Raw genomic sequence first — 13,803 nt, forward strand, 5'->3', positions numbered from 1 at the left:
AGACCAATACACTGGGAACTGGGGTTAATAATGACAGTGATTTTGTCTCCTTGGCAGATATTGATGTGACCGGTGCCCAGAAGGCTCAGGATGCGATGTGTGTGATTGATCGAGCCCTGGAAGAAGTCTCCTCAACTCGTGGTGAGATTGGTGCCTTCCAGAAGAATAATCTGGAGAGCAACCTGAACTACTTACGCATTGCTCATGAGAACGTGATGAGTTCCGAATCTGTGATTCGAGATGCGGATATGGCGGAAGAGATGACCAATTTCACACGCAACCAGATCATGACTGATTCTGCAACTGCGATGTTGGCTCAAGCAAATGCACGGTCCCAGTCGGTCTTACGCTTGTTCAACTAAGATCTAAGTAAGTCTACAAGGTTCTGAAGGCTCTTCCGGGGCCTTCTCTGGAAAGCAGTTTGTGGATTTTTGGGAAGGTATTCGCCGGGTATCTTCTAATGAATCCATGACTAAAAATATGGATTGAAGCCAGCAAAAATGGCTCATCGAATTTGCTCTTTGAAAATTTATTGTTGTGATTTCAGTTTTTGAAATTCCCTTATCAGCAATGGCCCGTTGACACTTTTGTGTACGATAATGATTTTGGTTTATGGATTTCTTTCTTCGGAATAATAGCCATGAATTTGTGAGTCATTAAAGTAAGGCAGTAGGCCTAAAAACACCTTTTTGTTGGCTCAGACAACCCCTGAAAAAGCCGATTAGAGGTGAAGCATGTAAATCTTTGAATGGTCAGTTCTAGAGAAGATTTTTGTTAAGCCCGAGTCTGATAAAAAGCTGGGATTTAGAAAACTTATTTTGATAATCAAAATAATCTGCAAATAAAATTTGGGTCGAGATAATCAGATCTCCAAAAATAAATTGGAGGTCTGATTATCTCCATCCTGCGATGTGGAGATTTTTGTCCAAAAAATATTCTTGGAAGATAGAATTGTGTACATTCTTCCATAAATACTTGGGGTCTACCAAAGGGTTAGACCGCAAGGGCCTTCGCATACCCTCTAGCGGACACAGGGACGTGGCCGGATAGTGGATTGTGTCTCGTGGTCCAAAACGACTGCGAGGTAATCTAATGCAACTCAATTCAAGGATGAATTATGTCACTTCGTGTCAATACTAATGTTCCTGCGATCAATACCCACCGGAATTTGACAATCAATAATACTGAGCAAGCCAAATCAATGGAGCGCTTGTCTTCAGGCTTAAAGATCAACCGTGGTGCCGATGGTCCTGCATCCTTGGTGATCAGTGAGCGTTTACGAGCACAAACAGCTGGTCTGAAACAAGCGATTGATAACTCAGAAGCTGGTATCTCACTGGTACAAACAGCAGAAGCCGCATTGGATGAAGTCAGCTCTGCACTGATCAACGCACGACAGTTAGCAGTTCATGCAGCGAACGAAGCTGTAAACGATGAGTTCATGCTACGCGCTGATCAGCAAGAAATTGATAACATTCTGGCTACCGTCAATCGGATTGCTCAGAACACTCAATTTGGTAAGAAGAACTTGTTGGATGGTAGTAAGGGAGCCACGGGTGTTGTATCTGGAGCTAATTTGGAATTTGTTGGAGCTACACAAACAACCAAGAGTTCTGGTCCAACCGGATATGATGTCGCTATCACGCAAGCCTCACGCCGAGCTCAGGTGACCGGTAGTGTTGAACTCACTAACGAGATTATTGATCGTGGTGAGCAGATTACAATTACTGAGGGTTCCAAGACCGTCAACTTTTACTCTATCAAGGGTGAGACTGTCGAGAACAACCTGAATGCGCTCAATGCCGCAATTCAGGAAGCTGGTCTAAATGTAGATTTGATTCGCCCTGATGAAAAATCCACAAATGCTAACTCACCACAGATCATCAGCCTGCGCCATCAGGATTTTGGAAGTGAACACTCATTCAAGGTAGCAAGCTCAACTGCAGGACTACTCTCTGCGAGAACGAACGTCTATGACACGATTGAGAATGGATTAGATGTACAAGGTGAGATCAATGGTGAGGAAGCGACTGGTGTGGGACAAATTTTGACAGGCAATACAGGAAATTCAAATACTGATGGCCTTGCCATTCGCTACACAGGTGAGGCGTTACCAGGTCAGGCAAATCCACCAGACTTGCCACAACCTGAAACAGCGATGAACCAGACCAGCCAAGCTGCAATGGGTAATTTCAGTCCGGTCAAAGCTGGAACAGTTTCACTATCGCAAAATGCTCTCATATTCCAGATCGGCTCAAATGCAGAGCAAACAACTTCACTGGCGCTACGCAATATGCGTACGAACAGCCTGGGTACTGGTGTCGAGACAGAGACTGGATTCCGATCTTTGGCAGAAATCGATGTGACCGGTCCAGTCAAGGCTCAAGACGCTATGCGAGTTTTGGATCGTGCCCTTGAAGAAGTTTCCTCAACACGCGGTGAGATTGGCGCCTTCCAGAAGAACAACCTAGAGAGCAATCTCAACTATCTGCGTATCGCCCATGAGAATGTGATGAGCTCCGAATCTGTCATTCGGGATGCGGATATGGCGGAAGAAATGACAGGCTTTACACGCAACCAGATCATGACCGATTCAGCAACCGCAATGCTGGCTCAGGCTAATTCACGAGCGCAGTCTGTCCTGCGACTCCTCCAGTAAAAACAGCTACTAACTGGTTAGGTTTTTCAGGAACCGTTCACAAGAGTGGTTTCGCATGAATCCATCCTGATTGCGGATTCAAGAACGTTCTTCAGGAAGATAGGGGTTAGTTATCTTCCTCAGTGACTTCAAGCTAGATAGCAAAGAGTCATCGAAAGCTTTTCGCCGAATGGACACAGGGACGTGTCCAGAGGATAAAACAAGCCTCATAGACAAAAATGAGGTCAGATTTTAAACCATAATTCAAGGATGAAATATGTCACTGCGAGTTAACACCAATGTTCCTGCGATCAACACCCATAGGAATTTGACCCTTAACAATACGGCTCAAGCCAAGTCAATGGAGCGATTGTCTTCTGGTCTGAAGATCAATCGGGGGGCTGATGGTCCAGCTTCTCTAGTGATCAGTGAGCGACTACGAGCTCAGACTGCTGGTTTGAAGCAAGCGATGGATAACTCAGAAGCGGGTATCTCACTGGTTCAAACTGCTGAGGCTGCGCTGGATGAAGTCAGTTCTGCGTTGATCAATGCTCGACAGTTGGCTGTACACGCAGCTAACGAAGCTGTGAATGATGAATTCATGCTGCGCGCTGATCAACAAGAGATCGACAACATCCTGTCCACAGTCAATCGCATCGCTCGAAACACCCAATTTGGATCTAAGACCCTTTTAGATGGCAGTAAAGGAGCCACTGGCGTTGTCTCTGGAACCAACTTGGAGTTTGTAGGAGCTACCCAGGAGACTAAAAGTTCTGGAGCTACTGGCTATGATGTAAAACTGACTCAGGCAGCTCGCCGCTCTCAAGTCACGGGTGTCGTAGAACTCACGAACGACATCATTGACCGAGGAGAACAGATCACAATCACCGAAGGCTCTAAGACGGTCAACTTCTATTCTATCAAAGGTGAAACCGTTGAGAACAATCTCAACGCCTTGAATGCAGCAATTAAAGATTCTGGTCTAAACATTGACCTGATTCGATCCGTTGAAAAAGAATCTAGTGCGAACTCTCCTCAATTGATCAGTCTGCGAAACAGAGATTTTGGTAGCGAGCATTCCTTCAAAGTTGCCAGTTCTACTCCAGGTCTGATCTCCAGTCGAAGCAATGTCTACGATACGATTGCAAACGGCTTGGACGTCGCTGGTGAACTCAACGGTGAGGAAGCAACAGGCAAGGGCCAGATTCTGGTTGGTAACAAGGGCAATGAAAATACAGATGGACTCTCCATTCGCTACACGGGTCTGTCTTTGCCAGGTGAATTGCCTCCACCTGATGTCCCCCCAGCGATGACTCCTCCCAGCCAGATGTCTGAGGCACGTTTGGGCAACTTAGGGAAAGTACAGGCTGGAACTGTAACCTTGTCACAGAACTCATTGGTCTTCCAGATTGGTTCTAACGCAGAGCAGACGACCTCATTAGCCTTGCGCAATATGCGTACAGATAGCCTAGGAACTGGTGTGGACAATGAGAGTGATTTTCAATCTCTAGCAAATATCGATGTGACCGATGCCCTGAAGGCCCAGGATTCAATGCGGGTGTTGGATCGAGCTTTGGAGGAAGTATCTTCAACGCGAGGAGAGATTGGAGCTTTCCAGAAAAACAATTTGGAGAGCAACCTGAACTATTTGCGCATCGCGCATGAGAATGTGTTGAGTTCGGAGTCGGTGATTCGAGATGCAGACATGGCCGAAGAGATGACGACCTTCACACGCAACCAGATCCTGACTGACTCAGCAACAGCGATGCTGGCGCAGGCTAATTCCAGAGCACAGTCTGTCCTTCGGCTTCTCCAGTAAAAGCTAGCTTTTTAACTGGTTGGGTTTTTCAGAAACTGTTCTTCACCAGAGCGGTTTCGCATGAATCCATCCTGATAAGTGTAGAGGGATCAGATTGTTTGTTCTTTGAAAATTTGAATTGCTGAGAGGTTCTGATTTGGCAGATTTTTGCTGTAAGAATTCAATTTCTGTGAGCATTTGAATTCAAGAGCCAAAATCCAATTCAAGACTCTGAGTTGGTAACAAAATTTAGATAACTAAAGTTTTTATAGTTATCAATTTTTAGTTCCATAGTTTTTTGAAAACTTTGAGCACAGTTGGAGTTTCTCAGTCAATTCAAAATTCGATTTTTAGAGGTGGGTCTTCTCAAAAAAATCTACAAAACTGAGACCTCCATCAAAAGATAGGAGCCATGTTTTTACCAAGAAACATGGGAATAGGCCACCAATTTTTTTCTGGGAATACGGTATGGGAACGTCCCGTTTCTCGGCAAAGAATGTGAGAGAATAACAAATTGCTCCTGCAAGATTCAATTTCTGTGAGCATTTGAATTCAAGAGCCAAAATCCAATTCAGGACTCTGAGTTGGTAACAAAATTTAGATAACTAAAGTTTTTATAGTTATCAATTTTTAGTTCCATAGTTTTTTGAAAACTTTGATCACAGTTGGAGTTTCTCAGTCAATCCAAATTTTGATTTTAGGAGTAGGCTTTTTCAGAGAAGCCTACAAAACCGATGTCCCCATCAATAGATGGGAACCAATTTGTTGCAAAGCAATGCGGAAATGGGCCACCGAGCGTTTTCCAGGAATACGGTATGGGAGTATTCTGTTTTGTGGCAAGCCCTGCGAGGGAACGACACAGGGAGGTGACGATTCCTGTAACTCTCAGTCTCCGAAAGGATTCTGAATAGTTCCTTATTTCAAGGAGGAAGTATGTCCTTACGTGTAAACACTAATGTTTCTGCTATCAATACACATCGCAATCTGACTATCAATAACACAGAGCAGTCCAAGTCGATGGAGCGCTTATCGTCTGGGATGAAGATTAACCGAGGAGCAGATGGACCAGCTTCTTTGGTGATCAGCGAGCGTTTGCGGTCTCAAACAGCTGGTTTGAAGCAAGCGATCGACAACTCTGAGGCTGGAATTTCCTTAGTTCAAACGGCAGAAGCTGCATTGGATGAGGTGAGTTCAGCGCTGATCACTGCTCGGCAGTTGGCGGTTCACGCTGCCAACGAGGCGGTCAATGATGATGTAATGCTTCGTGCCGATCAGCAGGAGATTGATAATATCATCGCGACTGTCAACCGCATCGCTCAAAACACTCAGTATGGCACCAAAACGTTGTTGGACGGTAGTAAGGGGGCCACGGGTGTTGTCTCCGGAGCCAACTTGGAGTTCGTCGGAGCTACTCAAGACACTCAGAGTTCCGGTGCAACCGGCTACGAGGTAAGCCTTACTCAGGCAGCTCGTCGGGCTCAGATGGCAGGGACCGTCGAATTGACGAACGACATTATTGATCGTGGGGAGCAGCTGACCATCACGGAGGGTTCCAAGACTGTTAACTTCAAGACGATTCAAGGTGAGACTGTTGAGAACAATCTCAATGCTTTGAATGCTGCGATCAAGGAAGCCGGTCTAAATGTCGAACTGATGCGTGCTCCTGAGAGCGAGACGAGCGCGAATGCTCCTCAGATCATTAGCTTGCGTCACAAAGAATTTGGAAGTGAACACTCCTTCAAAGTCTCAAGTACTACTCAGGGACTTCTTTCTTCCAAAGGTGATGTGTACGACACCATTGCCAATGGATTAGATGTCGCGGGTGAGATCAATGGTGAGGAAGCAACCGGAAAAGGTCAGGTACTGACTGGCAATGTTGGAAACGCCAATACGGACGGTTTGGCTATTCGATACACCGGTGAGGCACTGCCTAGTCAACCAAATCCACCAGATGTACCAGAATCTCTTGAGCCTGCAGTTCAGCTTGCAGAGAGAGATTTGGGTGATCTGACTCCAATCAATGCCGGAACCGTTACGCTGGCACAGAACTCTTTGGTCTTCCAAATTGGTTCAAACGCTGAGCAAACATCCTCGTTAGCGCTACGTAACATGCGTACTAACAGCTTGGGGACTGGTGTGGAGAATGTCAGTGGCTTCCAGTCTCTGGCAGATATCGACGTGACCAACGCTATTCAAGCTCAGGATAGCATGCGTGTGTTAGATCGGGCTCTGGAAGAGGTGTCCTCAACCCGTGGTGAGATTGGGGCCTTCCAGAAGAATAATCTGGAGAGCAACCTGAACTACTTGCGAATCGCTCACGAGAACGTGATGAGTTCAGAGTCTGTGATCCGCGATGCAGATATGGCTGAGGAGATGACCAAGTTCACTCGTAATCAGATCATGGTTGAGTCTTCAACAGCAATGTTGGCTCAGGCAAATTCACGATCTCAGTCTGTTCTACGCTTACTGAACGGCTAATTTTAAGTGTTCATGTGGAGAATCTAACGGCTTCTCCACCGAACTACTTCTAGAAAGAAGTAGGCTTCTTGTAGTTTTTTGTTCTTCGATATCGAGAGTTTACCGAGACTGAGTGATTGGCTTGAAAGAGCTCAATCATAGTCTGGTTGCTCATCAATAAAGATAATCTTCATTATTTAAATTTTCCTAAAAACTAGGAATCGCATTCCAGTTTTCAGAAAAAGACTCTTCCGACTAGGAAAAAAGGATTTTTCAAACCGGTTCGTGAATTGAGAAACCAAGAAGGTTTTTTCCACGACTGGATCATCATGTTTCACCCCACGTGAGGCAACTCGGGAGTACGACACAGGGACGTGAAGTAGCCCAAAACCTGGACAGATAAGTCCAAAATTTTCAAGGATGAAAAAATGTCATTACGAGTCAACACCAACGTTTCTGCAATCAATTCGCATCGGAATTTGATTACGAACAATATGGAACAGTCCAAATCGATGGAACGCTTGTCATCAGGTCTGAAGATCAACCGTGGAGCAGACGGCCCTGCCTCCCTCGTGATCAGCGAACGCTTGCGATCTCAAACAGCCGGTTTGAAGCAAGCGATCGACAACTCTGAAGCTGGCATTTCTCTCGTTCAAACAGCAGAGGCTGCGCTGAATGAGGTAAGTTCTGCTTTGATTACTGCTCGGCAATTAGCAGTTCATGCCGCGAACGAAGCTGTCAACGATGATGTGATGTTGCGTGCAGATCAACAGGAAATTGACAATATCTTAGCCACCGTCAATCGAATCGCTCAGAATACCCAGTATGGTTCCAAAACGCTGCTAGATGGCAGTAAGGGAGCTACCGGTGTGGTTTCTGGAGCAAACCTAGAGTTTGTCGGTGCTACGCAAGAGACCAAAAGCTCAGGCGCGACTGGCTACGAAGTTAGTATGACCCAGGCATCACGCCGAGCTCAAGTCACTGGAACAACTGCCCTAACCAATGAAATCATTGATCGTGGAGAGCAAATTACGATCACAGAAGGTTCCAAGACGGTGAATTTCCGAACCATCAAAGGAGAAACTGTCGAAAACAATATGAACGCCTTGAACGCGGCGATCAAGGAAGCTGGACTGAACATTGACATGATCCGGTCCCCAGAAGATGAGACAGGTGCAAACGAGGGGCAGATCATCAGTTTGCGCCACAAGGAATTTGGTAGTGACTACTCTTTCAAGGTAGCCAGTTCCACAGCTGGATTGGTTTCTGCTCAAGGCAACGTCTACGACACAGTTTCCAATGGGCTGGATGTAGCCGGTGAAATCAGTGGGGAAGAGGCAACAGGCAAAGGCCAGATTCTAACGGGTAACGTTGGTAATGAGAATACCGACGGTTTAGCGATTCGCTACACAGGTGATGCACTACCAGGCCAGCCAAGTCCTCCAGACATTCCACCAATCATGACTCCTCCAATGCAACTTAGTGAGGCGTCATTGGGAGATCTTGCCCCGACCAAAGCAGGTACGGTTACCCTGGCTCAGAATTCTCTAATTTTCCAGATTGGTTCGAATGCAGAGCAGACTACTTCATTGGCTCTGCGTAACATGCGCACAAACAGCCTAGGAACTGGCGTTGATACGGAGAGTGGCTTTCAGTCGTTGGCAGATATCGACGTGACTGCGCCTGTGAAAGCACAAGACAGCATGCGGTTGTTGGATCGGGCTTTGGAAGAGGTCTCTTCGACTCGGGCAGAGATTGGCGCCTTCCAGAAGAACAATCTGGAAAGCAACCTGAACTACTTACGGATTGCCCACGAGAACGTGATGAGTTCAGAGTCTGTGATCCGTGATGCCGATATGGCAGAAGAAATGACCAAGTTCACTCGTAACCAGATCATGGTCCAGTCCTCTACAGCGATGTTGGCTCAAGCAAATGCAAGGTCTCAGTCAGTACTGAGCCTGCTCAGCTAAGTCAGAAGGTAAGAAGAGGCGATCCTTTGAAAATTACCTTAGAGGGTCGCTTTAATTTAGATAATGAAAATTAACTAGATTGATAAATTTCGTTGATTCTAACACTGAATTATACGGCTTCCTGCCGTCATACCTCCAAGGCCAGAGGGCAGGCCCACTAGCAAAAATCCCCCCAAGTCAACATCATGGTCTAGAATCTTGGATGGAACGCTAATTCCATGCAAAAGGATGAAAGATGTCTCTACGAGTCAATACAAATATGGCTGCGGTCAACACGCACCGCAACTTGGTAGTCAACAATGGCAAGCAAGCTGAGGCGATGGAACATCTATCGTCAGGCTTGAAGGTCAACCGAGGAGCCGATGGCCCAGCTTCCCTAGTGATCAGTGAGCGCTTGCGAGCACAGACCGCGGGCTTAAAACAGGCCATTGATAATTCTGAAGCCGGAATTTCGCTGGTACAAACGGCAGAGGCGGCTTTGGATGAAGTCAGCTCTGCTCTGATCACAGCCCGGCAGTTGGCCGTTCATGCTGCCAACGAAGCAGTGAATGATGAGGTGATGCTGCAGGCAGATCAGAAGGAGATCAACAACATCCTGGCTACCATCAACCGGGTGGTTCAAAGCCGACAGTTTGGCATGAAGGTGCTGTTGGATGGTAGCAAAGGTGCAACCGGGGTGACTTCTGGAGCTAACCTGGAATTTGTGGGAGCAACTCAAGCTACGCAAAGTTCTGGTGCTTCTGGTTACGAAGTCGTTCTCAACCAGGCGGCGCGTCGAGCCCAGATGGCTGGAATGGTTGCTCTGGATAATGAGATCATTGATCGTGGCGAGCAACTGACCATTACCGAGGGTTCGAAAACGGTCAACTTCAGGACGATCAAAGGTGAGACGGTTGAAAACAACTTGAATGCTCTGAACGCAGCAATCCAAGAAGCAGGTTTGAATGTGGAGTTGATGCGAACTCCCGAAGATGAGACGGAAGCAAATGCTCCTCAGATCATTAGCCTTCGTCACAAGGAATTTGGCAGCCAGCACAGCTTCAAGGTTTCCAGTACAACACAAGGGATCCTGTCCACCAAGAGTGACGTGTATGATACGATCGCCAACGGTTTGGACGTTGCCGGGGAGATCAATGGAGAGGAAGCAACGGGTGTTGGGCAGGTCCTGACTGGGAATACTGGCAATGCCAGCACCGATGGCTTGGCAGTGCGATACTCAGGTTTGGCCTTGCCAGGGCAACCAGATCCTGCAGATATTCCAGACTCTCTTGATCCACCGATGCAACTCTCTGAGACTGCGCTGGGCAACCTGTCAGGAGTCAGCGCAGGGAACGTCACGCTTGCTCAAAACTCCTTAGTTTTTCAGATTGGTTCTAACCCGTCACAGACCACTTCGCTGGCCTTGCGCAACATGCGCACAGACAATCTCGGCACTGGAGTTGAGAATGTAAGTGACTTCGGCTCTTTGTCTGAGGTAGATGTCACCAACCCGGTCAAGGCCCAGGATTCGATGAGAGTCCTGGATCGGGCTTTGGAAGAAGTCTCTTCCACTCGTGCTGAAATCGGGGCCTTTCAGAAGAACAATCTGGAGAGCAACCTGAACTATCTGCGCACTGCTCACGAGAATGTGATGAGTTCAGAATCTGTAATCCGAGATGCAGACATGGCCGAGGCAATGACAAAGTTCACGCGGGACCAGATCATGGTTGAGTCTTCTACTGCGATGCTTGCTCAGGCAAATGCCCGTGCGGAGTCAGTTGTTCAACTGCTGAGTTGAGTTCTTCTACGGCTCTAATACCTTTGTTTTTGATCGTAGTAAAGGCCAGCCAACGCTAGCTGCGGTCAGGCAAATCCAGCCTGTGATTCCACCAAAATAATCTTGCATTCTCCACGTCAGCAGCCTATTATTTTCGGCTTTTGGAGGGATGGGTGAGTGGTTTAAACCGGCGGTCTTGAAAACCGTTAAGCGAGAGCTTCGGGGGTTCGAATCCCTCTCCCTCCGCCAAGCGGTTCTGCTCCGGAGGAGTGGGTGAGTGGCTGAAACCAGCACATTGCTAATGTGCCGTATGGGTAACTGTACCGAGGGTTCGAATCCCTCCTCCTCCGCCACACCTCTTGGCCCTCACTGCACGCACCTATAGCTCAGCTGGATAGAGCGTCTGATTGCGGTTCAGAAGGTCTCAGGTTCGAATCCTGATAGGTGCGCCAGTAAAATCAGTTACTTACGGAATTTCTCTCTCTCAAAAACTATTTCGTAGCAAAAAAGTTGTAATTGCTACGCAAATCTCCTCCTGAATCTAAGCAGATATCCTGATTTTCTAATGTAGGATTGCTGAATCCTGACCCCAATTGTTACGCCCAGTCAAAGAGTTGATCACAGTCTGCTTGTGAACTAATTCATCAGCTTTCACGCACATACTGTTGAAATTCTAATTTTTAATTGACTGCTTAGAACTATCATCAGGAAATCTGAATGAGCCAAGAAGAACTCGTCTATTTAAACAGACAACTGATTCCTGCCAATCAGGCCAGCATCGCTATTTACGATGCAGCAGTTGTATTGGGGGCGACCCTAACGGATATGGAAAGAACATTTAACCATCAAATCTTTCAACTGGATCAACATATCGAAAGATTTTACCGATCCTGCAAATTTGCGAGGATTGAACCTGCTGAATCAAAATCGGAAACCCAAAATATTATTGAACAGTTGGTCAAGCATAACTCACAGTTTCTAAGACCAGGTCAGGAACTTGGGTGTATTCAATTTATTTCCCCAGGCGAATTTAAAGCATATGCTGGTGCTGCAGGCCAGAATAAGGGAATGAAACCCACTTTTTGTATTCATACCTTCCCCCTACCTTTTTCCATTTGGCGTCATTTTTACACCGAAGGTGCACATGTCGTAACTCCATCCATTCGGCATGTTCCACCAGAATGTATTGACCCAAAGATCAAATGCAGAAGTAGGATGCACTGGTGGTTAGCAGATAAAGAAACTCACCTGGTCGATCCTAAAGCAATTTCTCTCTGCTTGGATCTGCAAGGAAACGTTGCAGAAACCAGTGGCTCTAATTTTTTGATGTATAAAGCAGGAACGATCTGGAGTCCTACCTCAAGAAATATTCTGCCGGGAGTTAGCAGCCAATTCCTAAGGCAACTGGCGGCAGAACTTGATATCAACTGGATAGAGAAGGATTTTCAGGTTTATGACGTGATCAACGCAGAAGAAGCCTTTTTGGCAAGTACTCCTTATTGCGTGGCTCCAGTCACGAAGATCAATGGTCTGCCAATCAGTAATGGTGAGATCGGACCTGTATTTAAAGCCTTGATCCAGCTATGGGGAAAAAGGGTAGAGTTGGATCTCGAGGAACAGATTCTGAAGCCCTTTTGAAGCAAGCCAAATAGTTGCTGACTGTCATACCTGCCTAGTATCTACTTCCAAGACCTACTTGCTCAGAATTCTTCTGTATGAATGGTTACCAACACCGTTGATACTGTTCTCAGTGGGCATCATCTGCGTTATTGCTGAAACTGCTGAAGCTAAGCCATGAGACAGTTTTGCTAGTGATCAGCAGGTGTTCAAAGCTCAAACAATCCGATGTGACTTTACAACGGGCGTGGGTGCGAATTGGGATGGAGCAGAACCACAACCTGAGGCAGACGGATCACGGCTAATTCAACTAAGCGATGTTGTCCTCACCACAAGTGCAGTGGTGTGTCAACTGCTGAAGCAAAGGTTGAGGTGAGTGGACAGTGGGTGCATCGAGTTGACATGATTAGTTCGGCCTATTAACAAGGGAATTCTTTTTGGAGGGGAGAGAACCTAAGCGCTGTTTAGTTAATAGATGAATAAACTCAGAGAAATTTCGAACATCCATTAAATTTATTGTAGAACAGCGTTTCTTAATGCGGTGTAGCCATGAAGAGTCTGCAACAATTACAGCCTGGAGGGTCAACGTCTTTGCTTCATGGAACAAAGCTGCCTGAATCAATCGTTCGTAGGTTTTCAGGCGTCTGTGCCATAGCCAATGACGAACAAGCCTTTCAATTGCTTAAGATCCCTTTGGCTGTCTGGATGGGTCTGCAGTCACAGACAAAGACGAGAACCTTGCCAGAAGTTTAATCAAAGGCTACCAAGATCCAACATTTAGAATTTTGCAACAAAAATGTACAACTGGTCAACCTCTGTTAAGTAGCAATCTTTGGTCGTGGATGGGATCACGGATAACTAATCATATACCACATCGAGCCACTGGGAAACTTTTCTTGAGTACACGACGAATATTCTGCCCACAGCTTCAAGTCCAAGCAATTCAAGATATGGATTTCAAGCCTTCTCTATAAGGTCGAGATCCCTACCCATATGAAATATCTGAAATGATCGTCAACAAGCTTGGCAACGATAACCTTGCACACCCCAATTCTTACCTAAGTGGATAAAGTCTAAATGAGGGTATTGGGCGTTGGAGCTTAAGGGTTGTTTAGCTTATGGATGAGCAGTTTCAAAGAGACTTGCAACATCGTTTTTGATTTACTGTAGCAAAGCGTTTTACGATGGAGCCTGGCCAGATAATGCCTGAGTCGGCAGTTGAGTGATTCGATTTGTGTGGTGAAGGTCTTTCCGGCGTAATGCTTGGCCTGTGGAATGAAATTCTCGTAGACCTTCAGCAAGTCCGTGCCATAGCCCATCGTCGGAAGGTGCCTGATCTGCTGCCAGAGGGCTCTACCAGTTTTGATCGTTCTTCTTCCACAGACAAAGCCGAGGACTTTGCCAAAGATGGAGTCTACCGCCAGCCAGAGCCAACATTGGGACTTTTTTTAGTGATGAAAGAGCAGGCTTCGGTCTGTGGTAGGCTTGCTGGGAGTGCTTGGGCAGCTTGCACCAACCAGCGAGAGAGAGTCTTGTGATGGATCCTGAGAACCCGGCCGATAGCTCG

Annotated in this window: 9 protein-coding genes and 3 tRNA genes; all 12 read left to right on the top strand. The window is 46.6% G+C overall.

Annotated elements, in window-relative coordinates; all coding sequences use genetic code 11:
- A partial coding sequence (locus P8O70_04700) for a flagellin (GenBank protein MDG2196180.1) occupies positions 1-362 on the top strand: 362 nt, incomplete at its 5' end.
- Between the two features lie 755 nt (positions 363-1,117).
- The gene (locus tag P8O70_04705) at positions 1,118-2,659 is read left to right on the top strand and encodes a flagellin (protein MDG2196181.1); all 1,542 of its coding nucleotides are present in this window, start codon (positions 1,118-1,120) and stop codon (positions 2,657-2,659) included.
- Between the two features lie 256 nt (positions 2,660-2,915).
- Positions 2,916-4,457, top strand: a complete 1,542-nt coding sequence (locus tag P8O70_04710) for a flagellin (protein MDG2196182.1) — start codon at positions 2,916-2,918, stop codon at positions 4,455-4,457.
- Positions 4,458-5,369: 912 nt separating this feature from the next.
- Positions 5,370-6,914, top strand: coding sequence for a flagellin (locus P8O70_04715; protein MDG2196183.1), 1,545 nt, complete (start codon positions 5,370-5,372; stop codon positions 6,912-6,914).
- 407 nt (positions 6,915-7,321) lie between these two features.
- Positions 7,322-8,863: a flagellin gene (locus P8O70_04720; GenBank protein ID MDG2196184.1), complete on the top strand. Its 1,542-nt coding sequence runs from the start codon at positions 7,322-7,324 to the stop codon at positions 8,861-8,863.
- A 235-nt stretch (positions 8,864-9,098) separates the two neighbouring features.
- Entirely contained in the window at positions 9,099-10,640 is a 1,542-nt protein-coding gene (locus P8O70_04725; GenBank protein ID MDG2196185.1) for a flagellin, read from the top strand.
- Between the two features lie 142 nt (positions 10,641-10,782).
- Positions 10,783-10,868, top strand: a tRNA-Ser gene (locus P8O70_04730).
- A 14-nt stretch (positions 10,869-10,882) separates the two neighbouring features.
- Positions 10,883-10,972, top strand: a tRNA-Ser gene (locus tag P8O70_04735).
- Positions 10,973-10,994: 22 nt separating this feature from the next.
- Positions 10,995-11,071: transfer RNA gene (locus P8O70_04740), tRNA-Arg, on the top strand.
- A gap of 265 nt (positions 11,072-11,336) precedes the next feature.
- Positions 11,337-12,257, top strand: a complete 921-nt coding sequence (locus P8O70_04745) for an aminotransferase class IV (GenBank protein MDG2196186.1) — start codon at positions 11,337-11,339, stop codon at positions 12,255-12,257.
- A 528-nt stretch (positions 12,258-12,785) separates the two neighbouring features.
- Entirely contained in the window at positions 12,786-12,989 is a 204-nt protein-coding gene (locus P8O70_04750) for a hypothetical protein (protein MDG2196187.1), read from the top strand.
- Between the two features lie 506 nt (positions 12,990-13,495).
- Positions 13,496-13,774 (top strand): hypothetical protein, encoded by a 279-nt coding sequence (locus P8O70_04755; GenBank protein MDG2196188.1) that lies wholly within the window; start codon positions 13,496-13,498, stop codon positions 13,772-13,774.
- Positions 13,775-13,803 lie beyond the last annotated feature (29 nt).

Source organism: SAR324 cluster bacterium, assembly GCA_029245725.1.
In the GTDB taxonomy this organism is placed as follows: Bacteria; SAR324; SAR324; order SAR324; family NAC60-12; genus JCVI-SCAAA005.